The following is a 25,484-nucleotide window of genomic DNA, read 5'->3' as shown; positions in this document are numbered from 1 at the left end:
CACGCTTTCGGGTCGGCTATTGCTTTCTCTTGTGCGGGGGTTTTTGTGGGGTTTTCTCTGCGTTCTCGGGGGCCTCCCCCGGGGACGTGGGGGCGCTCCTCGAACTCGAGGAGCGCCCCGGTGCCGCGTGAAGCGGGGTCGTCCTGCCGCGTGGCTCCTATTCCGCGTCCCGGCCGTCGATGCCCAGCCCCGGGAGCAGGCCGGGCAGGAGCGGCGGGAGGGTGACGTCGGGCGCGGGGGGCGGGGTGACGCCTTCCGGGGACTGCGGGGCCGGCGCGTCGCCGCTCTCCCGGGGCGGGTCGAGCAGGCCGCCGGTGTTGCCGCCGAGCAGGTTGTCGCTCTCGGGGTCGGCGGAGCTGCTGGGGCGGTGACTGCCGGTGCCGCTCTCGTCGGGGGCGTCGCCGTCGGTGCCGGTGCCGGGTGGTTGCGAGGGGCCCGTGGCGGACGGGGTGCCGGACGTCGGGCCGGAGCCGTGCCGCTGTCCGTGGTCGCCGTCCTCCCGGGACGGGGGCGCGGGGAGCAGGGACTGCAGCGGGGCCACGTCCTGGTCTATGGCGTCGAACACCGACGACACCTGCTCACTGACGTCCCCCAGCTGCACCGGAAGCCGGTCGCGCAGGGCGCCCCAGGTGTCGCGGTGCGCGTGGGAGAAGGAGGAGAGCGCCCGCATGGGGGTCAGGGAGTCCGGGTCGCGCTCGTAGGCCTCGCGCAGCAGCCGGTGGCCCTCGGAGGCGTCCTGCCGCATGCCGGAGAGGGCGCGGCGGATCTCGCCGAGGGATTCGTGGTCGAGCGGGCCGCTGCGTCCGCGTTCCATCAGCCGGCGGGCCTCGTTGAGGCGGGTGGAGGCGTGGTCGAGGTGGATCCGGCCGCGCTCGGTGTTGCCGTCGGCGAGGCCGAGCCGGACGTCCTCGATGCTGCGTTTGAGCCCGTAGAGGGATTCGCCCGGCAGGGCGTCGGAACTGGCGGCGGCGGCTCCGCCGAGGGCGCCGGCGGCGACCCCGACGCCGAGTCCGCCCGCGGTGAGGCCTCGGGCCAGCCGTGAGCGTGGCCGCAGTCTGTTCAGGGGGGTCGCCCGGTGAGCGCCCCGGGCCCGGGGCGCGCGCTGCCCGGGCACGGACCGGTCCGTCGCCTCGCCCGCCGCGGTGCCCTCTTGGAGCATGGTCTCGAACGCGGCCACCAGTCGGGCCCGCTGGACGACCTTGACCTCGGGGTCCAGCTCCGGTCTGGGCAGCGCGCCGAGACCGGAGGCGAGTGTGAGCAGCCGTGCCCGCTCGCTCTCCGCGGTGGCCGGTGCCGGTCCTTCGGGCTGCTCGGCCGCAGGGTCCCGGTCGGACTGCTCCTCCAGGGCCTGGGCGAAGGCGTTCGCCCGCCGGTGCGCCGATACGTTCGCGATCACTGGCGGCACCTCCTCTCGTCATGACGGTCGACTCCCCAGGGGGCCTGAGGGTTCCACACCCCGCCCGTGTCCACACGATCGGGTGATCGGAGCCGGTCAGGGGTGGCCGCAGGGAGCCTGTATCCCGCACAACGAGCGGCGCGGCACTTGGGTTACGGACGCCGGACGACCGAATGGGGAAGCCAACGGGGTTCCACAGGACGTGAGTTGAAGGTGCCGGAGCGTGCCCCGGCCGCTCCGGTCAGCGCGCGTCGTCCGGGAGGAGCCGGGCGAGGGTGCGGACGGCCCGGTACTGGAGGGTCTTGATGGCGCCCTCGTTCTTGCCCATCACCCGGGCGGTCTCCGCCACGGAGAGGCCCTGGAGGAATCGGAGCGTGACGCACTCCTGCTGCTGGGGGTTGAGTCGTCGTACGGCGTCGAGGAGGGCGGCGTTGGACAGCGATTCGAGGACGGAGTCCTCGGGGGACCGCTCGACCTCGTTGGCGTCGAGCATCTCCCCGGTGGTGACCTCGAGCCGGAAGCGGCTGGACTTGAAGTGGTCGGCGACCAGGTTGCGGGCGATGGTCACGAGCCAGGCGCCGAAGTCGCGCCCCTGCCAGGTGAAGGTGCCGATGCGGCGCAGCGCCCGCAGAAAGGTCTCGCTGGTGAGGTCCTCGGCGGTCGCCCTGCCGCCCACCCGGTAGTAGATGTACCGGTACACGGTGTCGCTGTACTGGTCGTAGAGCCGTCCGAAGGCGTCGGCCTCGCCGGCCTGGGCGCGCTCCACGAGGTCCATCATCCGGGCGCTGTCGCTGTCGGCGGCGGGACGGCGCGCGGCGGCCGGGACGGATGGGCGTCCCCGCCTGCCGACCGCCCGCCCGTCCCCCGACCGGCGTCCCTCGACGACGGCGCCGCGCGCGGGCACCTGCTCGAGGCCGTCGGCGAGGGCGTAGCACGGTCCGGCGGGGGCGATGGCGAATGCGGGGACGGTGTACGCGGTGGGGACGATGCCGCGCAACGTGTCCCGGGCCGTCGCGACTGTCGCGCGCAGCGCAGCCAGGCCCGAGGCGTCAACCCCGACGTGTGGATACACGGGACTCCCAGAGGCAGAGCTTCCATCACGTGCAGTACGGAACCTTTCACCCGTCGTGGCGACGGAGGGGTACCGGTTTGCGTCTGAGGAGAATAACGCTTCGTACAGGCGTCGCTACGCCCAGTTGCTCAAATCGCCGATTACGTCGCTTCCGTAACCGGTTGACGTCCTCTAGCCCGTCGAATGGTGACCGTTTGTTGACCGGAAAGCTTCGTGTTCCGGTTCGGTGCGGGGCGAGTTGTGGCCGTGTGCAGCCAACAGGGCTGGACAGAGGGGTTGCGGGGCGAGGCGGCCGGATTGGCCGGGTTGCCCGGCGGGGTGGTGTTCCTGGTCCCGGACGATCGTTTCAGCGGCGCCTGCGGTGCAGGGCGATGGCCGCCGCCGTGCCGCCCGCCACCGCGCCCACGCCCGCCGCCGCGGGGATGCCGACCTTCGCCGCCTTGCGGCCGGTGCGGTAGTCGCGCAGCCGCCAGTCCATCCGGCGCGCGTGCTTGCGGAGCTTGGCGTCCGGGTTGATCGCGTACGGGTGGCCGACCAGCGACAGCATCGGGATGTCGTTGTGCGAATCGCTGTACGCCGCGCAGCGGCTCAGGTCCAGTTCCTCCGCGAGCGCCAGCGCGCGCACCGCCTCCGCCTTGGCCGGTCCGTGCAGCGGCTCGCCCACCAGTTTGCCGGTGTACACGCCGTCGACCGACTCCGCCACCGTGCCCAGCGCCCCGGTCAGGCCCAGCCGGCGCGCGATCACCTGCGCGATCTCCACCGGCGCCGCCGTGACCAGCCAGACCCGCTGTCCGGCGTCCAGGTGCGCCTGGGCCAGCGCCCGCGTCCCCGGCCAGATCCGCTCGGCCATGTACTCGTCGTAGATCTCCTCGCCGATGGACTGCAGCTCGGAGACGCGGTGGCCCTGGACGATCGACAGGGCCGAGTCGCGGGCCTCCTGCATGTGCTCGGGGTCCTCGACGCCCGCCAGCCGGAACCACGCCTGCTGCCAGGCGAACCGCATCAGCTCGCGCGTCTCGAAGAACTTCCGCTTGTACAGGCCCCGCCCGAAGTGGAACAGGGCCGCGCCCTGCATCACCGTGTTGTCCAGGTCGAAGAAGGCGGCGGCCCGGTCGTCGCCGTGAACCGGGAACTCCGGTTCGCGGGCGGAAACGTCCTGGGTGGACTTGCGTGCTGCCTCCGCAGAGGCCTCGCCTGCCAAAACGCTCCGCGCCGTGGCGGAGCGCCTACGGGGAGTGAGCCATCCAAGAGCGGCCATGGCGTGAGCATAGCCAGTCCGGAGGGCGGTTCCGGACCCGAGACGTTCGCACGTCGTGAACTCTTCGCGTCCGTGTCGTTAAGGCCGCGCGCGACAATGGCCGGTATGAGCCCTCTCTTCCGCCGCGACACCCCGGCCGCTCCCCGGGACCGGCTCGTCACCCTCGTCCGCAAACCCGGCTGCCACCTGTGCGACGACGCGCAGACGGTGGTGGAGAAGGTGTGCGGCGAGCTCGGCGTCCGCTGGGAGCAGAAGGACATCACCCAGGACCCGGAGCTGCACGAGCGGTACTGGGAGCAGATCCCCGTGGTGCTGGTCGACGGCCGGCAGCACACCTTCTGGCGCGTGAACGAGGAGCGTCTGCGCGGCGCCCTCACCGGCCCCTGACGGCCCCGGTCCGCCCGGCGATCGACTGACCGATCAGTCCAATGGGGCCGGAAAGTCGCTTAGGATCGATGGTGACTTGGTCTCGGGGGCGGGATTCACAAAGGAAGGTGTCCGGTTTTGCCCCCAGAAATCAAGGAGCGGCGGTGCAGGTGCGCCGGTTCCACGCGACGACCCCGGGGTTTCGTGACCCCGGTCACGTTGGCCGGGCAAATCGGACACCATCTTTGTGCACGCGTTCACAAAGACATAGCCTGCATTCGACGGGGCGGTCCGGGGACGTATGACCGCCCGAAGCCCCGCTCTACCCGCAGGAGCACCGTGGCAACTGGCCGAACTCACCGACCGGCGACCCGTAGCCGAGGGATTCCCGAGGCCACCGTCGCCAGGCTTCCGCTGTACCTCCGCGCCCTCACGGCGCTCTCCGAGCGCTCGGTGCCCACGGTCTCCTCGGAGGAGCTGGCGGCCGCCGCGGGCGTCAACTCCGCGAAGCTGCGCAAGGACTTCTCCTACCTCGGCTCCTACGGGACCCGGGGCGTCGGCTACGACGTCGAGTATCTCGTGTACCAGATCTCCCGCGAACTCGGACTGACCCAGGACTGGCCGGTTGTGATCGTAGGAATAGGCAACCTCGGTGCCGCGCTCGCCAACTACGGCGGGTTCGCCTCCCGTGGTTTCCGGGTCGCCGCGCTCATCGACGCCGACCCCGCGATGGCCGGAAAGCCCGTCGCCGGGATCCCGGTGCAGCACACCGACGAGCTGGAGTCGATCATCCGGGACAACGGCGTCTCGATCGGCGTGATCGCGACCCCCGCGGGCGCCGCCCAGCAGGTCTGCGACCGGCTCGTGTCCGCCGGCGTCACCTCCATCCTGAACTTCGCGCCCACCGTGCTGTCCGTCCCGGACGGCGTCGACGTGCGCAAGGTGGACCTCTCCATCGAGCTGCAGATCCTCGCCTTCCACGAGCAGCGCAAGGCCGGCGAGGAGGCCGCGGCCGGGGTCACCGCCAGGGCCGCCGCCGTCCCGGCCGCCGCCGGCGAGGAGTCCGCCACCGACCAGGGACCCGACGGGGACATGCCCGCGGTGATGCCGGCATGAGCCTCCTCGTCGTCGGCCTGAGCCACCGCAGCGCCCCGGTCAGCCTGCTGGAGCGGGCCTCGCTGAACCAGGACGCGCGGACCAAGCTGTCGCAGGACACGGTCGCCGCCGAGCCGGCCACCGAGGCCGCGGTGCTCGCCACCTGCAACCGCATCGAGCTGTACGCCGACGTGGACAAGTTCCACGCCGGTGTCGCCGAGCTGTCCACGCTGCTGGCCCAGCACAGCGGGGTCGGCCTGGAGGAGCTCACCCCCCACCTCTACGTGCACTACGAGGACCGGGCCGTCCACCACCTGTTCTCGGTGGCCTGCGGGCTGGACTCGATGGTCGTGGGCGAGGGCCAGATCCTCGGCCAGATCAAGGACTCGCTCGCCCGCGCCCAGGAGCTGCACACCGCCGGCCGGCTGCTGAACGACCTGTTCCAGCAGGCGCTCAGGGTCGGCAAGCGCGCGCACTCCGAGACCGGGATCGACCGCGCCGGGCAGTCCCTGGTCACCTTCGGCCTGGAGCAGCTCGCCGCCGGCGCGGCCGTCGAGGGCTGGGCCCGGGGCAAGAAGGCCCTGGTCATCGGCGCCGGTTCGATGTCCTCGCTGGCCGCCGCCACCCTCGCGCGGGCCGGGGTCGACGAGGTCGTCGTGGCCAACCGCACGCCCGAGCGCGCCGAGCGCCTGGCACAGATATTGACCGAGGGCGACGACACGGACGTGCGGGCCCGCGCGGTCCCGATGGGATCGGTGCCGGACGAGCTGACACGTGCCGACGTCGTCGTCTCCTGCACCGGCGCGACCGGGCTCGTCCTGACGGCCGACGCCGTCGCCGACGCGGTGCGGGGCCGCACCGGCGAGCAGCCGGCCGTCGCCCCCGACGGCGAGCGCTCCGCGGACGCGCCGGCCTCGCCGTCCGCCCCCGTCGGTGCGGGGGAGGGCTGTCCGCTGGACCTGTCCGCCGTGCAGCCCGGCTTCTCCGTGATGGGGGAGGCGGCCGTCGCCGGCATGGACGCGGCGACGCTGGAGCAGCACGCCGCGTGGGTCGCCGGCGGCGCCGTCGACCGCCGCGAGTCCGGGAAGCGCGGCCCCGGGGCCGACGCCGACGCCGAGCTGATCGGCGCGCTGGCCGCGACCGCGGCCGGCACCGGCCGGGTCCCCGAGCTGCGCCGGCCGGAGCCGGTGGCCGAGCCGCCGCGTCCGGAGCCCGTGCTGTTCGTGCTCGACCTCGCGATGCCGCGCGACGTCGACGCGGCCGTGCACCGCCTCGCCGGGGTGCGGCTGGTCGACATCGAGTCGCTCGCGGCGGCCTCCGCGGACGCCCCGATGGCTGCCGATGTGGACCAGGTCCGGCGTATCGTCTCCGATGAGGTCGCGGCCTTCGGGGCGGCGCAGCGGGCGGCGCACATCACGCCGACCGTGGTGGCCCTGCGCACCATGGCCGCGGACGTGGTCGCGGCGGAGATCGCCCGCCTGGAGGGGCGGCTGCCGAGCCTCGACGACAAGCACCGCGCGGAGATCACGCAGACCGTGCGGCGGGTGGTCGACAAACTGCTGCACGCGCCGACCGTGCGGGTCAAGCAGCTCGCCGCCGAACCGGGCGGCGCCGGGTACGCCGACGCACTGCGGACCCTGTTCGACCTCGACCCCGAGACGGTGGCCGCCGTCTCCCGGGCCGGGGAAAGCACCGAGAAGAGGAACCGAGGGCCGGCATGACTGAGAAGGCACTGAGGCTGGGGACCAGGCGCAGCAAGCTCGCCATGGCCCAGTCCGGGCAGGTGGCGGAAGCCGTGCGCCAGGTGACCGGACGGCCCGTCGAACTCGTCCCGGTCACCACGTACGGCGACACCTCGCGCGAGCACCTCGCGCAGATCGGCGGCACGGGCGTGTTCGTGGCCGCGCTGCGGGAGGCGCTGGCGCGCGGCGAGGTGGACTTCGCGGTGCACTCCCTGAAGGACATCCCGACCACGCAGCCCGACGAACTGGTCGTGGCCGCCGTGCCGGTGCGCGAGGACCCGCGCGACGTGATGGTGGGGCGCGACGCGCTCAAGTTCACCGACCTGCCGCGCGGCGCCCGCGTCGGCACCGGTTCGCCGCGCCGCATGGCGCAGCTGAACGCGTACGCCCGCGCCCACGGCATGAACATCGAGACGGTGCCGATCCGCGGGAACGTCGACACCCGGATCGGATACGTGCGCAGCGGCGAGCTGGACGCCGTCGTACTGGCCGCGGCCGGCCTGAACCGGGTGGGCCGCAGCGAGGAGGTGACCGACGTCCTGTCGGTCGACACGGTTCTGCCCGCCCCCGGCCAGGGGGCCCTGGCGGTCGAATGCACCGCGGACAACGCGCCGCTGATCGCCGCGCTCGCCGAACTCGACGACCCGTTCACCCGGGCCGCCGTGACGGCCGAGCGGTCACTGCTCGCCGCCCTGGAGGCCGGCTGCAGCGCCCCCGTGGGCGCGCTGGCCGACCTTTTGGGCGACGGGCAGACTGTCAAGGAAATGCGCCTGCGCGGCGTCGTCGGCACGACCGACGGCGCCCGGCTGGTGCAGCTGTCCACCACCGGTCCCGTGCCCGAGACGCACGAGGCGGCGATGGCGCTCGGTCGCGAACTCGCCACCGAGATGCTGGCGCAGGGCGCGGCCGGTCTGATGGGGGAGCGAGCACATTGAGCCCCACCACCCTTCCCGCCCCTCCGGAACACGGGCACGTCACCTTCCTCGGTGCCGGACCCGGGGATCCGGGACTACTGACTCTGCGCGCCGTGGAGGCGCTGGCGAACGCGGACGTCCTCGTCGCCGAGCACGAGGTGCTCGACGTCGTGCGTCCGCACGCCAGGCAGGGTGTCGCCGAGGTGCACACGGACACGGACGCGTCGGCTTCCTCCGCGTCGTCCGCTCCGGGCACACCCCAGTTGACGGTCGTTGATGGCGCGTCAACAACCGCCGTCGCCCCCGCGGCGAGGGATGCCGCACATCTTGTCATGGAGGCCGCGCGGGGCGGCAGGCGGGTCGTGCGTGCGGTGACCGGTGATCCCGGGCTCGACGTGTACGCCGCCGAGGAGATGCTGGCCTGCGCCGCGGCCGGGGTGCCCTTCGAGGTCGTCCCCGGCATCGCGACGGCGGTCGGCGTGCCCGCGTACGCCGGTGTGCCGCTGCGGGACGCCGAGGGCGCGGACGTGCGGTTCGTGGACGCGCGCACCGCCTCCGACCGGTGCTGGACGGAGGTCGGAGCCTCGGACGGCACGGTGGTCGTCTCCAGCACGCTCGACTCGGTCGCCGCCGCGGCGGGCGAACTGGTGTCCGCCGGGCGCAAGCCCGACACCCCGATGACGGTGACCGTCGCCGGTACGACGACCCGGCAGCGCACCTGGACGGCGACGCTCGGCACGATCGCGCAGACGCTGAAGCAGGCGAAGGTGCTGCCCTCCCCGGAGGGCGGCCGGCCGGTGATAGCCGTGGTCGGCGAGCGCAGCGCCGCCGCCCAGCGCGACCGGCTGGCGTGGTTCGAGTCCAAGCCGCTGTTCGGCTGGAAGGTCCTCGTCCCGCGCACCAAGGAGCAGGCGGCGTCGCTCTCCGACCAGCTGCGGTCCTACGGGGCCGTGCCGCACGAGGTGCCGACCATCGCCGTCGAGCCGCCGCGCACGCCCCAGCAGATGGAGCGGGCGGTCAAGGGCCTGGTGACGGGCCGCTACGAGTGGATCGCGTTCACGTCCGTCAACGCGGTCAAGGCGGTCCGCGAGAAGTTCGAGGAGTACGGCCTCGACGCCCGCGCCTTCGCCGGGATCAAGGTGGCGGCGGTGGGCGACCAGACGGCCAAGGCCCTGATCGACTTCGGGGTGCGGCCGGACCTGGTGCCCAGCGGCGAGCAATCCGCCCGCGGACTCGTGGAGGACTGGCCGCCGTACGACCCGGTCTTCGACCCGATCGACCGGGTGTTCCTGCCGCGCGCCGACATCGCCACGGAGACGCTGGTCGCCGGGCTGATCGAGCTGGGCTGGGAGGTCGACGACGTCACGGCGTACCGGACCGTGCGCGCCTCGCCGCCGCCGGCCGAGACCCGGGAGGCCATCAAGGGCGGCGGCTTCGACGCGGTGATGTTCACCTCGTCGTCGACGGTGCGGAACCTGGTGGGCATCGCGGGCAAGCCGCACAACGTGACGGTCATCGCGTGCATCGGCCCGGCCACGGCCAAGACGGCCGAGGAGCACGGGCTGCGGGTCGACGTCATGGCCCCCGAGCCGTCGGTGCACAAGCTGGCGGAGGCGCTGGCGGACTTCGGCGCGCGGCGCCGTGCCGCGGCGATCGAGGCCGGCGACCCGGTGACCCGGCCGAGCGAGCGGCGGCCGGGGTCGCGCAGGCGGCGGTCGACGAGCACCTGAGGCCGTCCGGCGGTACCGGTGTGAACGACGCGGTGGAGCGCCCCCTTCTCGCGGGGGAGCTCCACCGCGTTCGTGTCCGTTGCGGTCCTGCTGCGGGTCCGCTGCGGGTCCGCTGCGTGCCCGCTCGGGTCAGCGGCCGGAGGCGTACGGGAGGAAGGCCGCCCAGGTGGTGGGGGCGAGGGCGAGGCGGGGGCCGCGGGGGTTCTTGGAGTCGCGGACGAGGATGGTTGCCGGAGTGGTGGCGACCTCGACGCAGGACGGGCCGTCATCTGAGCTGTGGCTGCTCTTTATCCACTCCAGCTTGTCGTCGGCTCCGTCAGAGGGCTTGAGGGTCATGACTCTCCCAGCACTTTCTCGATGAAGGCCAGCGACTCTCGTGGGGTGAGAGCCTGCGCCCGGATGATCCCATAGCGCATGTCGAGGACCGTGGTCTCCTTCGGGTCGGTGATCACGCGGTTGGTGAGCTGGATCTCGTTCAGACCCACGGCCGCTCCGTCTCTGAGTTTGAGCAGTCGGAAAGGGCCGCCGAGCCCTGAGTTCTCCTCCCGGCTCAGAGGCAGCACCTGTAGGTCGACGTTCCGCAACCGGGCCACTTCCGACAACCGTTCGAGTTGGCTGCGCATCACCATTTTGCCCCCGATCAGACGGCGCAGCGTCGCCTCGCACAGCACAAAGCTGAAGAGCGGGCGAGCCGTCGGGGTGCAGAAGATCTCCTGACGATCCAGGCGAGCGGCTACCCGCTGATCCAGCTCCTCTTCCGTGAACTGCGGTCGCCGAGAGCCGAACACGGCCCGCGCGTATGCCTCGGTCTGCAACAACCCGTCGACGACGCAGTTGTTGTAGGAGCAGATCTCTACGGCTTCCATTTCCAGGCGCTTCACGTCCCGTACCTTCTTCGGATACCGGACCTCCGCCATGTCCTTCTTCATCGCGGCGATCCTGCCGCCCGCGCCCAGGACCTCGTCCGCCGCGTCCAGGTACTCCGGCCGGGGGATCCGCCGCCCCCGCTCCACCGAGGAGACCAGCTCCTCCCCGTACCCGATCGCCGCACCGAACTCCGCCTGGGTGAGGCCGGCCGCCTCGCGCCACAGCTTCAGCTGCCGCGTGACCGTGCGCATCACGGCCCCGGCCTCTTCGTCGTCCGGCCCCGCTTCCCACCCGCTCATGCTCGCCGCCCTCCCGTCGCGCGCCCTTCCCCGGACCAACTCCGGCCGCCCGCGTCCGGTCACCCCGGGCAGCCCGGACGGAAACCGGACACCTCACGGACAGCCTCCGGCCGCACGGGCCGCCCGACTTCACGATGTGCCCGGGGGTCGTCACGTTGGGTGATGTGAATCAGGAAACCGCCGCACCGCGCACCCCGCTCCACCAGTTCACCGTGCCGCTCTCCGCCACCCGCCGGGGCGCCCGCCTCGCCAGGCTGCTCGCCGCCGAGCGGCTGGGCGACTGGGGGCTGCCGCTGGACCCGGCCCGGCTGGTCGTCGCCGAACTCGCCGCGAACGCCGTCCGGCACGGACGGGTGGCCGGCCGGAGCTTCCGGCTCGGTCTGGCCGTCACCGCGCCCGCCACCCTCCGCATCGAGGTGACCGACGCCCGGGGCGAGAGCCTGCCCGTGTGCCGGAAGGTCCCCTCGGAACCCGCCGAGTCCGGTTACGGCCTGCTCCTGGTCGAGGAGTTGGCCGACCGCTGGGGTGTGAGCAGCGGACCGGTGCCGCGCAAGACCGTGTGGGCGGAGCTGGACCTCGTCCCCCCGCGCTCTTGGTCCGCGGTGACGTGAAGGGGGCCTGGGGATGAGCCCGGGCGCAGGTCAGACGTCCTCGGTCCCGAGACCCGGCGGTCCCGGGTCCTCGGCCGGGTCGGCACCGGGATGTGTGCGGTCGTTCTCGTCCTGGCGGCTCCGGTGACCGGATACGTCGTGTTCATCGTCCACGCGGTCGAGCCGGACGGCCCCTGGGACGAGCAGGCCGTCACCGACTCCGGCTACGCGTCCGGCTTCGGTCTGGCCTTCGCCGCGGCGCTGCGCCTCACCCTGCTCGCGCCGGAGCTCTGACCGCTTCCGCGTTCCGTCGGTCCCCGGTCAGGAACCCGGAACGAGGACCTGTGCGGGTCTCACCGTGGGATGGCCCGCTCCGACGTGCGTCCGGGCCGGAACGCGGTGATCCATGGTAATACGGGTAGATTTCGACCGGTCGGACGGAGGGCGGTCACGGGACATGGCCGGGCTGACCCTCCGGGCCGTCGGCCGCGCGCATCCGGACACGGTGTGATTCCGCCACGCCTCCTTGTCGGAGAATCCCGGGTCGTCTGCCCGGTCAGGCAGGAAGTCGCGCTTCGACGATGACCGTGCCCAGCGCTTGGTCGGTGGGCGCGGGAAGACACCGTGCCCGGACGTCCCGGAAACCGTGCTCGCGTGCCAGGTCGGCCCATGTCCCGGGAGGATGGCACCAGCGGTCCACGGTCATCTCCCTGCCCTCCGGGCCTTTCCCGTACATGGGTCTGCGGCCGTCGAGGTGCTGGGGGGTCTCGCCGTGCGAGAAGGCGAACACCCCGCCCGGCGACAGTCGTTCGACCACCAGCGGGAAAAGTTCTTCGGGATCGGTGAACCACACCGCTCCCCAGATCGAGTAGACCGCGTCGTACGTCCGGTCGCACGCACGGAGGAAGGCGCACGCCTCCCCCTCCTCGATCACCAGGTCGGGAACGTCCTTCCACCACCTGCGCGCTCGCTCGACCTGTACGGGGGACAGGTCCAGTGCCGTGACGCGTACTCCTCGGCGCGCCAGCCATGACGCCTCACGGCACTCGGCCGCCCCCAGTTCCAGCGCGGTACGCGGCCGGCCGAGCAGTTCGGCTCCCGGACCGTGACCTTCGTACTGCGTCCACTCGAAGGCCGTCACGTCAGGAGGCGGCGACGGTCCGTCCCGGTCCGGTTTGTAGCGGTCCCAGAAGAGGACCGGATCGTGTGACGTGCGGGGCATGGGCGTCCTCGAGGGGAGCGGGCACGGTGCTGGAGCACCGTAGCCGTAGCCGGCCCACGACACGCCATGAGGACGTGAAAGGGTCCGGGTGCCCGCCAACGACACCCGGACCCGGCCGGACGCGACCGATCAGTGGCAGTCCTCGCCAGGCCTGCACGGACCGCACTTCGCGAAGTCGCGTTCCCACAGCTTCCAGTCCACCGGGAAGCCGTTCTCCGCGATGATGTGGGCCGTGCGCTCCACCGAGCCGTCGTACTTGAACTCGATCTCCGGGACGTGTTCCAGGAACCGGCCGTCGAAGTGCCGGGCGCAGAACTCGCGGTAGTTCTTCGTGTCCAGGATGAAGACGTGGACGGCGATGTCGACGAGTCGACCGCAGCACATCTCCAGTCCCTGGCCCCACTTCTCCATCGCCGTGACCAGGTACGTGACCGCCGCGGCGAACAGCCGCTCGGCCATGACCTCGTCGAACGGGTGGTCGCGCATCAGCAGCTGGATCTCCCGCTCCCAGACCTCAGGATCGACGTGGTCCCTGGGTTCCCGCGTCGCGGGAGCCGTCTTCAGGGCGTGTCCAAGGGCTGTCGCCATCGTGGCTCTCCTCCCGTGCCGCGTACCCGCTCCTGGCCGGCGGGTCGCATCACCACGGCACCACGTCATCGGCTCCGGATGTCGTCAACGCGCGTTCCACGCAAGCCGTGTGCAGAAGGTGCACGTCCTCTGGGCGCACCGCTCCGCACCCCCTACCGTGGACGGACGGTCCTGCTCCTGCCGTGGGGGAGGCGCGATGCAGCGCACCATCGACCCGTTGTGGAACTCGCCCAGGGTCCGCTCACTCATGGAGCGGTGCGATCCCGGAGGGCTGATCCGGCTCGGCAGGGCTCTCCACGGTTGGCGCCAGACGGACCTCGGTCGTCGGCTCGGCTGCTCGGCGTCGACCGTCTCCCGGTTGGAGAAGTCCGGCCGCGTCAGCGATCTGCGCCTGTTGCAGCGAGCCGCGTGCGAAGTCGGAGTACCACCGGACGTCCTGGGAGCGGCACTGGGTCTCACGGGCCCGCGAGCCACTAGTGTTGCGCGGAACGGTCCACGCCACACCGAGGAGAACCCGATGCGACGCCGTACGCTGCTCGCGGCGGCCGGGCTGGCCGTCCCCACGTCTCTTCTGCTCGGCGTGGAAACGGCCCTCGCGGACATGCCCGCTCCTTCGGGATCGCCGGTGCCCCTCGACGTGCGTCTGGCTCGTGCGCGTGTGCTTTTCGACACCGGCCGGTATGGCGACCTGCTGGAAGTGTTGCCGGACCTCCTCGCCACGGCCCACGCCCGTATCCGTGAGCGTGCGGAGATCGACTATGCGCGTCTGTCCGCCTGTTACTCGTTGACGGCTCAGGTGCTGGTGAAGATCGGGCGGTACGACCAAGCGCGGCTCACCGCTGATCGCGCGAGTCTTTACGCGGACTTGTCCGGGTCGCCGCTGGCCTCAGCGGCGGCGGCCCGTGAGCTGGGTATCGTGCTGCGTCACCAGGATCAGGCGGACACGGCGCAGCGGCTCATCCTCAAGGCGGCCTCCGGAGTCGAGGCCACCGGTTTGCACAGCCAGGCGCAGGCAGCGGCGTACGCGCAACTGCTCTGCACCGCGTCGTACACGGCGGCTCGCGCGGGTGACCGTGACCAGGCGCTGTCGATGATCGACGCGGCCGCCCGGGCCGCCCGCGCCCTGCCGGCCGTAGCACCGGCCGGTCGTCTCTTCGCGATCACTCCCGCCTCTGTACAGCTGTACCGAGTGGGCGTCCACTGGGCACTCGGTGATGCCGGAGCCGCGATCAGGGCAGGTGGGCAGCTCCGTCAGGAGCAGTTCACCACCGCGGAACGCAAGGGACGTCTGCACACCGACATGGCTCGTGCCTGGTGGCAGTGGAGGAAGCCCGAGCAGACCGCGCAGGCCCTGTTGGCGGCCTTCCGTGTGGCGCCCTCCGAAGTCCGGGACCGCCCCAGTATGCGAGCGATCGTCGAAGAGCTGCACCGCTCGCATTCCCGGGTCGGCGGTGTTCGCGAGCTGGGTCGTATGGTGCCCGCCGACGGGCCCCGAGCCGGAGCCGGATAGTACGGGACGCGGTGGTCCGCGGGCCGGGGCTGCGGGCGGTAAAAGACCCAAGAACCAAGGGTAAAAACCAACCAACCCGACCAAACCTCGCCTAGGTCACTCGGGTGGGTGAAACCGGCCGGTACGGCTGGCGCGGCGGTGGTGCGGGCGGGCAGTCTCGGCACCAGAGCGGCCGAAGCAACTCGGCCTCCTCACAAGCCCGTACATGTATCGGCCCCCGCCGGGACTGCCATCCCGGTGCGAGGGCCTGACCAACGAGGAAGCGAGCCCTTCCCCATGGCTGAGACGAAGCCTAGTCCTGCCCCGCGCCCGAGTCCGGCTGTTCGGCGATCCGCCACCCCCTCCGGTGTCACGCACGTACGCACGTACCAGTCCGGTCAGTACGTGGTCGTGGGCAACCACCTCGCCCAGCACCGCGAGTTGTCGCTGACCGCGATCGGGCTGGCGACCCACATGCTGTCGGTGCCCGAGGGCACCCCGGTCGACATCCGCAGCCTCGCGGAGCGCTTCCCCGAGGGGCGGGACCGGATCGCCTTCGCACTGCGGGAGCTGGAGGCGCACGGGTACCTGGAGCGGGTCCGCGAGCACACGGAGGCGGGACGTCTGGTGACGCGCACGTACGTCCACCACACGCCGTTGCCCAGCCGGACGGCCGGACGCGCGACGGAGAACCGCGCCCGCGTCCGCTCCCGGGGCCGTGACTCCGCGACGGACACCGGAGTGCGGGAGACGTCCCAGGAGGAGGACCAAGCTCCCGGTGAGCCGGTTGAGCCGGTGACTCCCGTCATTCCGGCCACCTCGGTTCCTGCAGCCGCCCCGTCCGCCTCGGGCGTCCCGGTCCTCCCGGCGGCTCCGGACGCGCCGGTGGACGTCTCCGAGACCCCCGCGCCCGTGGCCCCGCCGCGGGATCCCGCCCGGCCCGGCCGGCGTCACGAGGAGGCGGTCGCCCTCCTCGCGGGCCTGCGCCGCACCGACGAGCGCCTCACCCTGTCCCTGCGGGACGTGGAGAGACTGGCCCCGGGGGTCGTCGACTGGCTCGAACGGGGAGCCGTCCCCGCCGCCGTCCACCGCACCCTGACCGCCGACCTCCCCGTCGCCATGAAGCACCCGGCGGGCGTGCTCGCCTACCGCCTGCGCGCACTGCTGCCCCCGCCCCTTCCCCCGGTCCCCGTGCGGTCACCGGACGCCGGGGCGGACGCGGGCGGTGTTCACCGCCCGCACCCCTTCCAGGACTGCGACGGCTGCGGCCGGGTGTTCCGCGCCCGGGTCCCCGGTCGTTGCCGCGACTGCCGGTCCGGCCCGGCGGCCGTGGACGAGGTCGCGCGCGCGGCCTGAGACCGGAGGGTCCGGGCGACCGCGGGACTGCGGCGTCGGAGCCGGGTGCGCCGTCAGCCCGGTGGCCCGTGCGCCGGCGCGGCTCAGGCACCGGTCTCCCCGACGCGGACGGCACGGGTGCGGGCCACGAAGGGCCGGGAGAGGACCGTGACGGTGACGGAGACCGCGGCCAGGACGGTGATCGTCGTGCCGGGGGCGAGGTACTGGGCGATGCCGCCGGCGATCGCGGCGCCGAGGCCCTGGCAGGTCATGCGCCCCGCGGACTCGACGCCCTGGACCTGGCCGCGGACCGCCTCGGGGGTCAGCTCCAGGAGCCGTTCCTGGAGCGGCAGGGTGGCGGCGAACCCCGCGCCGGCGACGAACACGGCGGCCGTCGCCACCGGCGGGGAGGGGTGGAGGGCGAACAGCAGGTAGGGGACGGCGAGCAGCAGGCGCAGGGCGAACGCGCAGCGGCGTCGCCGTTCGGCGGTGAGCAGCCGCCCGACGGTCAGGTCACCGAGGAGCATGCCCGCCGATCCGGCGGCCAGGAGCACGCCGGCGTGGTCCGGGGCGTAGGAGATGAACAGGGCCTCGCAGCCGACGATCAGGCCGTTGGGGACCCACAGGTTCAGCAGCAGCGCACGGGGGCCGGAACGGGAGAGGAGCGCGGCGTTCGTCGTCCAGGTCTCGCGCAGTCCGGGGCGGCGGGGCGGGCGGATCGAGCGTTCCCGGACGGTCGCCGCCGTCACGGCCAGTCCGGCCGCGGTCAGGGCCGCGGCCGTGACGAAGAGGCCCTGCGGGCTCAGGTACCGCAGCAGTACGGCGCCGAGCGCGAAGCCGAGGACGGCCGTGCCGCCCGCGGTGATGTTCATCAGCGAGCGCGCCGGCACGTACGCGGAGACCGGCACCACCTCGGCGAGCAGCCCCATCCGGGTGCCGGTCGCCAGGGACTGGAAGAAGCCCAGCACCAGCAGGAGGCCGAACCGGGCGGCCAGTGGCAGCCCCGGGACCGCCTGTGCGGCGACGCCCGCCAGGGAGGCGCACTGGAGCGCGACGAGGGTGCGGCGGGGGCGGTCGCCGTCCGCGACCGACATCAGCGTCATCGCGCCGAGCACGGTCGCGAAGGTGGCGCCGTACATGCTCACGGCGGTCAGGAACGGGGAGCCGGTCCGGCGGTCGACCAGCGTGCCGAGCGCGAAGCCGGACAGGGTGCTCGCGGCGACCGTCAGCGTGAAGCCGGCGTACAGGCCGGCGAACTCGCGGTTGCGGAGCAACGCGCGGTAGGCGGTGGTGGGTTCGGAAACGTCGGAAGGCGTGTCGGAAGGCATGAAGAAAGCCTCCGGACGCTCCCGTCGGGGCGCCGAAGGCCGATGCGTGCATTCTAGCGCCCCGCGGTCTCTTCCCGTCAGGAGTGCGCGTTCCGCGTGGCGTCGACCCGGCCGGTCCTCGACGGGACCGCCCAACGGCCTTTCAGCGCCTGCCGCGTGCCCCCTTCGACCCGCGTGCCCCGTGGTCGGGTGTCCCCGTGGCCGGGTGTCCCCGTGCCGCAGGGGGTCAGCCGAGTCGGCGGACCGGGGTGCCGGACAGGTAGGCCGTGATGTCCTCGACCGCCTGGGTGTAGTACGTGCGGTAGTTGAGCCGGGAGACGTAACCGAGGTGCGGGGTCGCCAGGAGGCGGGGCGCGGTGCGCATGGGGTGGTCGGTGGGGAGGGGCTCGGTGTCGAAGACGTCGACGGCCGCGCCCGCGATGCGGCCCTCGTGCAGGGCGGTGAGCAGCGCGTCCTGGTCGACGAGCGCCGAGCGGGAGGTGTTGATCAGGTACGCGGTCGGCTTCATGAGGGCCAGTTCGGGGGCACCCAGCAGGCCCCGGGTGGTGTCGCCCAGGACCAGATGGAGGGAGACGTAGTCGCTGGTGCGGAGCAACTCCTCCTTCGAAGGGGCCAGTTCGACGCCCGCCTCGTCCGCGCGCTCCTTGGTGAGGTGAGGGCTCCAGGCCGTGACCTCCATGCCGAAGGCGAGCCCCACCCGTGCCACCCTGCTGCCGATCTTGCCCAGACCGAGCAGGCCGAGGCGGCGGCCGTGCAGGTCGGCGCCGACCGTCGACTGCCAGGGACCGCCCGTGCGCAGCGAGGTGGCCTCCGTGACCAGGCCGCGGGCGAGTCCGAGCAGCAGGGCCCAGGTCAGTTCCACCGGTGGGGTGGGGAAGCTCTGCGTGCCGCAGACCGTGACCCCGTTCCGTTCGGCGGCCGCGTGGTCGATGACCGAGTTGCGCATGCCGGACGCGACGAGCAGCTTCAGCCGGGGGAGCCGGTCGAGCAGGGAGGCGGGGAAGGGGACGCGTTCGCGCAGGGTCACCACGATGTCGAAGTCCACGAGCACCGCCGCCAGTTCGTCCTCCGTGGCGAAGTGCTCGGTGAAGGAGGTGATCTCCACGCGGTCCTGGACCGGGCCCCAGTCGGCGACGGTGGTGGCGATGTCCTGGAAGTCGTCGAGCACGGCGCAGCGAAGCCGCATGTCGGTCCTCTCCACGGGGTCAGTGCCTCGGCCACGGCCCGGGCGAAGGCCTCCGGGGCGTCCAGCATGTTGTTGTGTCCGCAGCCGGGGGCCAGGGCCGTCCGGACGCCCTCGGCGGTCAGTCCGTCCGCGCCGGGGAACGGGGCGTCGGCCCCGGGGGACAGGAACGTGCGGGCCCCTCGGTTCCTCCGGTGAGGGAACCACCATAGGCGGACCGTGTGTCCGGATGGGGCTCTCCTCGTCCTGCTGCGGTTCCTCGTATGCTCCCCGCGCCGTCGTGCCGGCGGTCCCCTCCCCTCGAATCCGCCGACGGTCCCGCCCGCCACACAGTCCGAGGCCGGGCCGGGTGCCGCGGTGATCATCACGGCGGCGGTGGTGACCGCCGCGACGAGAGCGGTTCCGTGTGTGCTCCGGGCACGCCGCACGCCACAAGGGCGTGCGCGGAGCACGCGAGTGCATCGGCCCCCCGGCAGGGAAGTCAGGAGTACGACGGACAAACGGACGGAACCGGCGCCCCGCGCGGTCACCGGTGTCGCACGAGTTGTCACGAGGCGCACGCGAAACGACGGGCCGTGCCCTCGAATGTCTTCCGCATGCGGGTCGGAATCAGCCCCACCGCTTATCAGGGGCAAAAAGGGTCAGTCTTGGGCGAGTTGGTCCGTTCGATGTGTGAAGTGGTTCGATTTCCGGCCGTTCTTGGTGATGGTATTGGCCGAAAACCCTTGAAGGATGCTCGGTTCACGAGGTTTGCCGTCTTCTGCGGTCTCTTTTCGGCCAAGTTCCGACCTTTGCCGATGTGTGCGCAGACAGCGCTTACCGGGGCGTGCGGGCGCGGGTGCGGGAAACCCCCTGGCGGCAACTTGTCTCAGAGGGCCTGTCCGTTCCGTGAGGTTCGTGTGAGTGCTGCTCCACGGCGTGCACACTGAGCGCGTCCGGCCGGTTCCGTGCCGCATCCGCACCCGCTGCTGTGAAGGACCTCCCCTGCCATGAGCGAACCGGGCAGATCCCTGCCCTCCTGCCGTTCCCGCACCCGCCGTCGCACCGGGCCGGACCGGCTCACCCGCGCCGCCGGGTACGCGGGACGCCTGCTGTGCGCGAGCCTCGCCGCCGGCATGGCCACGGCCGCCGCCGACCTCGTCCTCGGACCGTCCGCCCGCTGGTGGTCCGTCCTCTGGCCACTGCCCTGGTACCTCACCTGCGCGTCCCTCCTCGCCTGGGCCGTCCTGCGCGCCCGCGAGAAGCGCGCGCAGCGGCCGCCGGACGGGGAGGTCCTGCCCGACGAGTGGGAGACGGTGGCCTGAGGGGGAGGCGTCCGCGGGGGAGCCCGTCCGCCGACTCGGCGTCGGCAAAGGTGGTGCCGGGGCGGGCGTAGCGTAGGTGGTATGACGACGTACGGATCCTTCCCCGGCACGCGGCCGCGGCGTCTGCGGACCACCCCCGCCATGCGTCGGATGGTCGCCGAGACCCGGCTGCACCCCGCCGACTTCATCCTTCCGGCCTTCGTGCGCGAGGGCGTGAGCGAACCGGTGCCGATCGCGGCGATGCCGGGCGTCGTGCAGCACACGCGGGACAGCCTGAAGAAGGCGGCGGCGGAGGCCGTGGCGGCCGGGATCTCCGGGATCATGCTGTTCGGGGTGCCGGAGGAGTCCAGGAAGGACGCCGTGGGGACGCCGGGGACCGACCCGGACGGGATCCTCCAGGTGGCCCTGCGGGACGTGCGGGCCGAGGTCGGGGACGAGCTGCTCGTCATGTCCGACCTGTGCCTCGACGAGACGACGGACCACGGGCACTGCGGGGTGCTGGACGAGCGGGGCCGGGTCGACAACGACGCGACGCTCGAGCGGTACGCCGAGATGGCGCAGGTGCAGGCCGACGCGGGCGCCCACGTGGTCGGTCCCAGCGGGATGATGGACGGGCAGATCGGCGTCATCCGCGACGCCCTCGACCAGATCGGGCGGGAGGACGTCGCGATCCTCGCCTACACCGCCAAGTACGCCTCCGCCTTCTACGGGCCGTTCCGGGAGGCCGTCGGCTCCTCGCTGCGGGGCGACCGCAAGACGTACCAGCAGGATCCGGCGAACCTCCGCGAGTCGATGCGCGAGCTGGCGCTGGACCTGGAGGAGGGCGCCGACATGGTGATGGTGAAGCCGGCGGGCCCCTACCTGGACGTCCTCGCCAAGGTCGCGGACGCGGTGGACGTGCCGGTGGCCGCGTACCAGATCTCCGGTGAGTACGCGATGATCGAGGCCGCCGCCGAGAAGGGCTGGATCGACCGGGACCGGGCGATCCTGGAGTCGCTGACCGGCATCAAGCGGGCCGGTGCGCGCAACATCCTCACCTACTGGGCCGTCGAGGTGGCCCGCACCCTGCGCTGACCCGCGTCCCCGCCCTTTCCCCCGCTCCGTCCGCCCCTCGGGGGCGGGCGGAGCGGTTGCGTACCGGCCGCCGTACCGGAACCCCGGACAGCGCGGTGTGCCGCTCCCGTACCGCCCGCCCACCGGGCGGCCGGGTGCCGTGATCGCTCCGGGCCCGGGGCGATCTGGGGATGCAGGTCGCCGACAAGGCGCATATCTTCCCACTAGGTGGCGTTCTGTCACTGACCCCGTACGGGTGACGGGCGCCTCCGCCCTGTTCGGCCCGCCCACCGGAGGTCTCTTCCCGGACGGCCGTGACGGGTCCCGCGCGGCGTTCCGCCGAGGAAAGCCCCGCGGACCCGTCGGATCGCCCGTTCCTGCACATTTCCCTTCGGCCATGTACTCGGGTGAATGCCGGATGGTCGTCCCTTCCGGCGTAGGAGGACCGATGGCACAGAGCGCTGTTCGCCGGCGAGGTTACCGAAAAGGCCTCGGCGGCGAGATGATCGCAGAGTTCCTGGGAACGTTCGTCCTGATCCTGCTGGGTGTCGGGTCGGTGGCCGTCGCGGTCGTCGGACTGCCCGGGTCGGGCCGGCAGTTCGTGGAGTTCGGGCCCGCCAACTGGCTCATCATCGCGTGGGGCTGGGGCCTCGCCGTGGTCTTCGGCGTGTACGTCGCCGGCGGCATCAGCGGCGCCCACATCAACCCCGCGGTGACCCTCGCCTTCGCGGTCCGGCGGGACTTCCCCTGGCGGAAGGTCCTGCCCTACTGGCTGGCGCAGGTCGTGGGCGCCTTCGTCGCCGCCGCGCTCGTCTACGCGTGCTACCGGTGGGCGATCGACTCGGCCAACGCGCAGGCGGGTACGCCGCGGGACGAGTCACTGGCGACCTATTCGATCTTCGCCACGTTCCCCGCCGAGTACTTCGGGAACTCGTGGTGGGGCCCCCTGCTCGACCAGATCGTGGGCACCGCGATCCTGCTCCTGCTGATCTGCGCACTCATCGACACCCGCAACATGTCCCCGATGTCCAACCTCGGCCCGTTCCTCATCGGCCTGGTGGTCGTCGTGATCGGCCTGACGTTCGGCACCAACGCCGGGTACGCGATCAACCCCGCGCGCGACTTCGGCCCCCGGTTGTTCACCTACTTCGAGGGCTGGGGCCCCATCGCCCTCCCCGGCACCTTCGGCTGGTTCAGCGGCTACTGGTGGATCCCCATCGTGGGCCCGCTCATCGGCGGGGTCGTCGGCGTCCTCGTGTACGACCTGCTCATCACCCCGGTGCTCAAGGCCAGGCGGGAGGAGGCCGAGGAGGGTCCCGCCACCCCGGAGCCCTAGGGCGTTCCCGGCCCGCGGGTGACGCTCCGGAGCGGCGGGGACACCGGCCGGCCCGGACCGTCGCCCCCGGAGCGCAACGACACCAGGAACACGAGAAGAGGCGGCAACGATGCCCGAATTCGTCGGCGCGGTGGACCAGGGAACCACCAGTACGCGCTTCATGATCTTCGACCACGCAGGCAACGAGGTGGCCAGGCACCAGCTCGAGCACCGGCAGATCCTGCCGCGGTCCGGCTGGGTCGAGCACGATCCGGTGGAGATCTGGGAGCGCACCAACACGGTGATGCAGAACGCCCTGCGCAGCGGCGGGCTGACCGCCGACGACCTGGTGGCGATCGGCATCACCAACCAGCGGGAGACGACCGTGGTCTGGGACCCCCGCACCGGTCGCCCCTACTACAACGCCATCGTGTGGCAGGACACCCGCACCGACAGCATCGCCGCCGCCCTCGAACGCGACGGCCACGGCGACACCATCCGCCACCGGGCGGGCCTGCCGCCGGCCACCTACTTCTCCGCCGGCAAGATCAAGTGGCTGCTGGAGAACGTGGACGGGCTGCGCGAGGCCGCCGAGGCGGGCCACGCGCTCTTCGGCAACACGGACGCCTGGGTGCTGTGGAACCTCACCGGCGGTCCCAACGGCGGGGTGCACGCCACCGACGTCACCAACGCCAGCCGCACCATGCTGATGAACCTGGAGACCCTGGACTGGGACGACGAGCTGCTGGGGATCTTCGGCATCCCGCGCTCCATGCTGCCGGTCATCAACCCCTCGTCCGACGCCGAGGCCTTCGGCCGGGCCCGCACGTCCCGGCCGCTGGGCGCCGCGGTCCCGATCACCGGGGTCCTCGGCGACCAGCACGCGGCGACCGTCGGCCAGGTCTGCTTCGCCCCCGGCGAGGCCAAGAACACCTACGGCACCGGCAACTTCCTGGTCCTCAACACCGGCACGGAGCTGGTGCGCTCGCAGCACGGCCTGCTGACCACCGTGGCGTACCAGTTCGCGGACAGCCCCGCCGTCTACGCGCTGGAGGGGTCCATCGCCGTCACCGGCGCCGCCGTGCAGTGGCTGCGCGACCAGTTGAAGATCATCAGGACCGCCGCGGAGAGCGAGCCGCTGGCCCGCCTGGTGGAGGACAACGGCGGCATGTACTTCGTCCCGGCCTTCTCCGGCCTGTTCGCCCCCTACTGGCGCTCGGACGCCCGCGGCGCGATCGTCGGCCTCGCCCGGTACAACACCAACGCGCACGTGGCCCGCGCCACGCTGGAGGCCATCTGCTACCAGAGCCGTGACGTGGTCGACGCCATGGAACAGGACTCGGGCGTCCACCTGGACGTGCTCAAGGTGGACGGCGGGGTGACCGCGAACGACCTGTGCATGCAGATCCAGGCGGACGTGCTGGGCGTGCCCGTCAGCCGGCCGGTGGTCGCCGAGACCACCGCGCTGGGCGCCGCCTACGCGGCCGGGCTCGCCACCGGCTTCTGGAACGACACCGACGAGCTGCGCTCCCACTGGCAGGAGTCGAAGCGCTGGAGTCCCCGGTGGAGCGAGGAGCAGCGGCAGGAGGGCTACGCGGGCTGGAAGCGCGCCGTGGAGCGCACGCTGGACTGGGTCCAGGTCACCTGAGGGGGACCGGGCCGGGATCACCTGGGGGTCGGGGCGCCCGCTTCCCGGCCGAAGGCCCGTCCCGGCCGGAACCGGGCCGCGCGGGAGGCGTCAGCGGTCGGCGATGTCCTCGCGCAGGCCGTCGGAGAACTCCCACCACGACAGGGGGAGCCAGTCGCCGTCGACGAAGCCGTCGACGGTGGCGCCCCGGCCACGGACGGTCACGGTCGTTCCCGGCGGATAAGTGGTGCCGGACAGGCCCGGCACGGGGACCAGCAGGGTCCCCAGTCGTTGTGCTGGCACTTCTCTCTCGCCCTCGTGATGTGCCGGTGCGGCACGGCGCATTCCTTTCACCGCGAGATTACCGAGTTGCCCGATTGTGCGGGTCGGAGAACCATGAGAGATGGGTCACGCGAAGAAATCGAGACGGGCGCGTGGCCGGACATCTGCATCGTCGAGCGGAGGTCGCGAGCATGAAGGCCGTCGTTTACAAGGAGCCGTTCACCGTTGCGGTAGAAGATGTTGAAAAGCCAGGCATTCAGCATCCGAACGATGTGGTCGTGCGGGTCACCTCCACCGCGATATGCGGCTCCGACCTGCACATGTACGAGGGGCGTACCGGTGCCGAGCCCGGGATCGTCTTCGGCCACGAGAACATGGGAATCATCGAGGAAGTCGGCCAGGGCGTCACCTCGCTCAAGGAGGGCGACCGCGTGGTCATGCCCTTCAACGTCGCCTGCGGCTTCTGCCCCAACTGCTCCGCGGGGTACACCGGTTACTGCACGACCGTCAATCCCGGATTCGCGGGAGGTGCCTACGGCTATGTCTCCATGGGCCCCTGGCAGGGCGGCCAGGCCGAATACCTGCGCGTTCCCTACGCCGATTTCAACTGCCTGAAACTCCCCGAGGGGAACGAGCACGAGACCGATTTCATCCTGCTCGCCGACATCTTCCCCACCGGCTACCACGGCTGCGAACTCGCCGACGTCCGCCCCGGCGAGAGCGTCGCGGTGTACGGGGCGGGGCCGGTCGGGCTCATGGCCGCCTACTCGGCCCTGCTGCGCGGCGCGAAGAAGGTGTTCGTCGTGGACCGGGTGCCCGAGCGGCTGCAGAAGGCCGAGGAGATCGGCGCGGTGCCGATCAACTTCGCCGAGGGCGACCCGATCGAGCAGATCAAGGACCAGACCGACGGAGTCGGCACGGACAAGGGCGTGGACGCCGTCGGTTACCAGGCGATGGCCCAGGGCAAGGACCACGAGGAACCGGCGACGGTGCTGAACTCCCTCGTCGGCACGGTCCGGCCCACCGGCGCGCTCGGCGTGCCCGGACTCTACGTCCCGGCCGACCCGGGGGCTCCGGACGAGCAGTCCAAGCAGGGCATGCTGCTCGTCTCGATCGGCAAGCTCTTCGAGAAGGGCCTGCGGGTGGGGACGGGCCAGTGCAACGTGAAGCGCTACAACCGGCAGCTGCGCGACATGATCATCGAGGGCCGGGCGAAGCCCAGCTTCGTCGTCTCCCACGAACTGGGCCTGGACCAGGCGCCGTCGGCCTACGACAAGTTCGACAAGCGGATCGAGGGCTACACGAAGGTCGTGCTGCATCCCTGACCGTTCCCCCGCCCGGACCCGGGGGGGGGGGGGGGGGGGGGGGGGGGGGGGCGGGGGGGGGGGGGGGGGGGGGGGGGGGGGGGGGGGGGGGGGGGTGGGGGGGT

24 protein-coding genes and 1 pseudogene are annotated in these 25,484 nt (G+C 72.1%); 15 read left to right on the top strand and 10 right to left on the bottom strand.

All coding sequences use genetic code 11. The features are described 5' to 3' along the window. Positions 1-157: 157 nt before the first annotated feature. The 3 genes from ACZ56B_RS26280 to ACZ56B_RS26270 form a co-directional block, all read right to left on the bottom strand. Positions 158-1,396 carry a DUF5667 domain-containing protein gene (locus tag ACZ56B_RS26280; RefSeq protein ID WP_468795503.1) on the bottom strand — a complete coding sequence of 413 codons (1,239 nt, stop codon included), beginning with the start codon at positions 1,394-1,396 and terminating at the stop codon, positions 158-160. A gap of 241 nt (positions 1,397-1,637) precedes the next feature. Continuing rightward, complete coding sequence (locus ACZ56B_RS26275; RefSeq protein WP_468795500.1) at positions 1,638-2,468, bottom strand: ECF subfamily RNA polymerase sigma factor, BldN family; 831 nt, start codon at positions 2,466-2,468, stop codon at positions 1,638-1,640. Between the two features lie 346 nt (positions 2,469-2,814). After that, a complete protein-coding gene (locus ACZ56B_RS26270; protein WP_468795497.1) occupies positions 2,815-3,726 on the bottom strand; it encodes an HAD family hydrolase in 912 nt (303 codons plus the stop codon). Between the two features lie 105 nt (positions 3,727-3,831). Between ACZ56B_RS26270 and ACZ56B_RS26265 the strand changes: the two genes are divergently transcribed. From ACZ56B_RS26265 to ACZ56B_RS26245, 5 genes are all read left to right on the top strand, one after another. Beyond that, on the top strand, positions 3,832-4,113 hold the full coding sequence (locus ACZ56B_RS26265) for a glutaredoxin family protein (RefSeq protein WP_468795494.1): 282 nt from the start codon (positions 3,832-3,834) through the stop codon (positions 4,111-4,113). A 318-nt stretch (positions 4,114-4,431) separates the two neighbouring features. After that, complete coding sequence (locus ACZ56B_RS26260) at positions 4,432-5,208, top strand: redox-sensing transcriptional repressor Rex (RefSeq protein WP_468795491.1); 777 nt, start codon at positions 4,432-4,434, stop codon at positions 5,206-5,208. Next, positions 5,205-6,908 (top strand): glutamyl-tRNA reductase, encoded by a 1,704-nt coding sequence (locus tag ACZ56B_RS26255; RefSeq protein ID WP_468795488.1) that lies wholly within the window; start codon positions 5,205-5,207, stop codon positions 6,906-6,908. Before ACZ56B_RS26260 ends, ACZ56B_RS26255 begins: the two co-directional genes overlap by 4 nt. Beyond that, a complete protein-coding gene (gene hemC, locus ACZ56B_RS26250) occupies positions 6,905-7,864 on the top strand; it encodes a hydroxymethylbilane synthase (protein WP_468795485.1) in 960 nt (319 codons plus the stop codon). Before ACZ56B_RS26255 ends, hemC begins: the two co-directional genes overlap by 4 nt. Continuing rightward, complete coding sequence (locus ACZ56B_RS26245) at positions 7,861-9,573, top strand: bifunctional uroporphyrinogen-III C-methyltransferase/uroporphyrinogen-III synthase (protein WP_468795482.1); 1,713 nt, start codon at positions 7,861-7,863, stop codon at positions 9,571-9,573. The genes hemC and ACZ56B_RS26245 overlap by 4 nt, the downstream gene beginning before the upstream one ends. A 129-nt stretch (positions 9,574-9,702) precedes the next feature. Here ACZ56B_RS26245 and ACZ56B_RS26240 read toward each other — a convergent pair whose 3' ends face one another. Both ACZ56B_RS26240 and ACZ56B_RS26235 read right to left on the bottom strand, forming a co-directional pair. Next, on the bottom strand, positions 9,703-9,909 hold the full coding sequence (locus tag ACZ56B_RS26240; protein ID WP_468795479.1) for a DUF397 domain-containing protein: 207 nt from the start codon (positions 9,907-9,909) through the stop codon (positions 9,703-9,705). After that, complete coding sequence (locus ACZ56B_RS26235) at positions 9,906-10,739, bottom strand: helix-turn-helix domain-containing protein (protein WP_468795476.1); 834 nt, start codon at positions 10,737-10,739, stop codon at positions 9,906-9,908. Before ACZ56B_RS26235 ends, ACZ56B_RS26240 begins: the two co-directional genes overlap by 4 nt. A gap of 134 nt (positions 10,740-10,873) precedes the next feature. Here ACZ56B_RS26235 and ACZ56B_RS26230 point away from each other — a divergent pair, with 134 nt between their 5' ends. Next, a complete protein-coding gene (locus ACZ56B_RS26230; protein WP_468795473.1) occupies positions 10,874-11,350 on the top strand; it encodes an ATP-binding protein in 477 nt (158 codons plus the stop codon). Positions 11,351-11,473: 123 nt separating this feature from the next. Continuing rightward, positions 11,474-11,623 carry a hypothetical protein gene (locus tag ACZ56B_RS26225; protein WP_468795470.1) on the top strand — a complete coding sequence of 50 codons (150 nt, stop codon included), beginning with the start codon at positions 11,474-11,476 and terminating at the stop codon, positions 11,621-11,623. A gap of 262 nt (positions 11,624-11,885) precedes the next feature. Here the strand turns inward: ACZ56B_RS26225 and ACZ56B_RS26220 are convergent, their stop codons facing one another. After that, positions 11,886-12,551 carry a class I SAM-dependent methyltransferase gene (locus ACZ56B_RS26220; protein WP_468795467.1) on the bottom strand — a complete coding sequence of 222 codons (666 nt, stop codon included), beginning with the start codon at positions 12,549-12,551 and terminating at the stop codon, positions 11,886-11,888. A 129-nt stretch (positions 12,552-12,680) separates the two neighbouring features. Further along, the gene (locus ACZ56B_RS26215; RefSeq protein ID WP_468795464.1) at positions 12,681-13,139 is read right to left on the bottom strand and encodes a glycine-rich domain-containing protein; all 459 of its coding nucleotides are present in this window, start codon (positions 13,137-13,139) and stop codon (positions 12,681-12,683) included. Between the two features lie 196 nt (positions 13,140-13,335). Between ACZ56B_RS26215 and ACZ56B_RS26210 the strand changes: the two are divergent. The 3 genes and pseudogenes from ACZ56B_RS26210 to ACZ56B_RS26200 form a co-directional block, all read left to right on the top strand. Further along, positions 13,336-13,566: pseudogene (locus ACZ56B_RS26210) on the top strand (helix-turn-helix domain-containing protein); the annotation flags it as partial. Positions 13,567-13,656: 90 nt separating this feature from the next. After that, positions 13,657-14,649, top strand: a complete 993-nt coding sequence (locus ACZ56B_RS26205; RefSeq protein WP_468795506.1) for a transcriptional regulator — start codon at positions 13,657-13,659, stop codon at positions 14,647-14,649. Between the two features lie 384 nt (positions 14,650-15,033). After that, positions 15,034-15,984, top strand: coding sequence for a helix-turn-helix domain-containing protein (locus ACZ56B_RS26200; protein WP_468795461.1), 951 nt, complete (start codon positions 15,034-15,036; stop codon positions 15,982-15,984). A gap of 83 nt (positions 15,985-16,067) precedes the next feature. Here the strand turns inward: ACZ56B_RS26200 and ACZ56B_RS26195 are convergent, their stop codons facing one another. Then, complete coding sequence (locus ACZ56B_RS26195; RefSeq protein ID WP_468795458.1) at positions 16,068-17,291, bottom strand: MFS transporter; 1,224 nt, start codon at positions 17,289-17,291, stop codon at positions 16,068-16,070. Between the two features lie 226 nt (positions 17,292-17,517). Continuing rightward, complete coding sequence (locus tag ACZ56B_RS26190; RefSeq protein WP_468795455.1) at positions 17,518-18,477, bottom strand: D-2-hydroxyacid dehydrogenase family protein; 960 nt, start codon at positions 18,475-18,477, stop codon at positions 17,518-17,520. Positions 18,478-19,463: 986 nt separating this feature from the next. Here ACZ56B_RS26190 and ACZ56B_RS26185 point away from each other — a divergent pair. The 4 genes from ACZ56B_RS26185 to glpK all read left to right on the top strand — a co-directional run bounded on the left by ACZ56B_RS26185 (position 19,464) and on the right by glpK (position 23,794). Next, positions 19,464-19,778 carry a hypothetical protein gene (locus ACZ56B_RS26185; RefSeq protein ID WP_468795452.1) on the top strand — a complete coding sequence of 105 codons (315 nt, stop codon included), beginning with the start codon at positions 19,464-19,466 and terminating at the stop codon, positions 19,776-19,778. Positions 19,779-19,859: 81 nt separating this feature from the next. Continuing rightward, positions 19,860-20,852, top strand: coding sequence for a porphobilinogen synthase (gene hemB / locus ACZ56B_RS26180; protein ID WP_468795450.1), 993 nt, complete (start codon positions 19,860-19,862; stop codon positions 20,850-20,852). Between the two features lie 481 nt (positions 20,853-21,333). Next, positions 21,334-22,167 carry an MIP/aquaporin family protein gene (locus ACZ56B_RS26175; RefSeq protein WP_468795447.1) on the top strand — a complete coding sequence of 278 codons (834 nt, stop codon included), beginning with the start codon at positions 21,334-21,336 and terminating at the stop codon, positions 22,165-22,167. Positions 22,168-22,276: 109 nt separating this feature from the next. Next, a complete protein-coding gene (glpK, locus tag ACZ56B_RS26170; protein WP_468795444.1) occupies positions 22,277-23,794 on the top strand; it encodes a glycerol kinase GlpK in 1,518 nt (505 codons plus the stop codon). 90 nt (positions 23,795-23,884) lie between these two features. Here glpK and ACZ56B_RS26165 read toward each other — a convergent pair whose 3' ends face one another. Beyond that, positions 23,885-24,076: a hypothetical protein gene (locus tag ACZ56B_RS26165; RefSeq protein ID WP_468795441.1), complete on the bottom strand. Its 192-nt coding sequence runs from the start codon at positions 24,074-24,076 to the stop codon at positions 23,885-23,887. A gap of 170 nt (positions 24,077-24,246) precedes the next feature. Between ACZ56B_RS26165 and ACZ56B_RS26160 the strand changes: the two genes are divergently transcribed. Beyond that, complete coding sequence (locus tag ACZ56B_RS26160) at positions 24,247-25,380, top strand: glutathione-independent formaldehyde dehydrogenase (protein ID WP_468795438.1); 1,134 nt, start codon at positions 24,247-24,249, stop codon at positions 25,378-25,380. The last annotated feature ends 104 nt before the right edge of the window (positions 25,381-25,484 follow it).

It is taken from the genome of Streptomyces sp. NPDC034670 (assembly GCF_055574875.1).
The sequence above is the reverse complement of the archived record's forward strand: the minus strand, read 5'-3'. Positions and strand labels throughout refer to the sequence as shown.

What these genes read in the sequence shown, in the direction of transcription:
- ACZ56B_RS26185 (WP_468795452.1), top strand. Translation starts at nt 19,464, where the DNA reads ATGAGCGAACCGGGCAGATCCCTGCCCTCCTGCCGTTCCCGCACCCGC.
- ACZ56B_RS26220 (WP_468795467.1), bottom strand. Translation starts at nt 12,551, where the DNA reads ATGCCCCGCACGTCACACGATCCGGTCCTCTTCTGGGACCGCTACAAA.
- ACZ56B_RS26235 (WP_468795476.1), bottom strand. Translation starts at nt 10,739, where the DNA reads ATGAGCGGGTGGGAAGCGGGGCCGGACGACGAAGAGGCCGGGGCCGTG.
- ACZ56B_RS26215 (WP_468795464.1), bottom strand. Translation starts at nt 13,139, where the DNA reads ATGGCGACAGCCCTTGGACACGCCCTGAAGACGGCTCCCGCGACGCGG.
- ACZ56B_RS26240 (WP_468795479.1), bottom strand. Translation starts at nt 9,909, where the DNA reads ATGACCCTCAAGCCCTCTGACGGAGCCGACGACAAGCTGGAGTGGATA.
- glpK (WP_468795444.1), top strand. Translation starts at nt 22,277, where the DNA reads ATGCCCGAATTCGTCGGCGCGGTGGACCAGGGAACCACCAGTACGCGC.
- ACZ56B_RS26230 (WP_468795473.1), top strand. Translation starts at nt 10,874, where the DNA reads ATGTGCCCGGGGGTCGTCACGTTGGGTGATGTGAATCAGGAAACCGCC.
- hemB (WP_468795450.1), top strand. Translation starts at nt 19,860, where the DNA reads ATGACGACGTACGGATCCTTCCCCGGCACGCGGCCGCGGCGTCTGCGG.
- ACZ56B_RS26205 (WP_468795506.1), top strand. Translation starts at nt 13,657, where the DNA reads ATGCGACGCCGTACGCTGCTCGCGGCGGCCGGGCTGGCCGTCCCCACG.
- ACZ56B_RS26190 (WP_468795455.1), bottom strand. Translation starts at nt 18,477, where the DNA reads ATGCGGCTTCGCTGCGCCGTGCTCGACGACTTCCAGGACATCGCCACC.
- ACZ56B_RS26265 (WP_468795494.1), top strand. Translation starts at nt 3,832, where the DNA reads ATGAGCCCTCTCTTCCGCCGCGACACCCCGGCCGCTCCCCGGGACCGG.
- ACZ56B_RS26175 (WP_468795447.1), top strand. Translation starts at nt 21,334, where the DNA reads ATGATCGCAGAGTTCCTGGGAACGTTCGTCCTGATCCTGCTGGGTGTC.
- ACZ56B_RS26270 (WP_468795497.1), bottom strand. Translation starts at nt 3,726, where the DNA reads ATGGCCGCTCTTGGATGGCTCACTCCCCGTAGGCGCTCCGCCACGGCG.
- ACZ56B_RS26195 (WP_468795458.1), bottom strand. Translation starts at nt 17,291, where the DNA reads ATGCCTTCCGACACGCCTTCCGACGTTTCCGAACCCACCACCGCCTAC.
- ACZ56B_RS26160 (WP_468795438.1), top strand. Translation starts at nt 24,247, where the DNA reads ATGAAGGCCGTCGTTTACAAGGAGCCGTTCACCGTTGCGGTAGAAGAT.
- ACZ56B_RS26255 (WP_468795488.1), top strand. Translation starts at nt 5,205, where the DNA reads ATGAGCCTCCTCGTCGTCGGCCTGAGCCACCGCAGCGCCCCGGTCAGC.
- hemC (WP_468795485.1), top strand. Translation starts at nt 6,905, where the DNA reads ATGACTGAGAAGGCACTGAGGCTGGGGACCAGGCGCAGCAAGCTCGCC.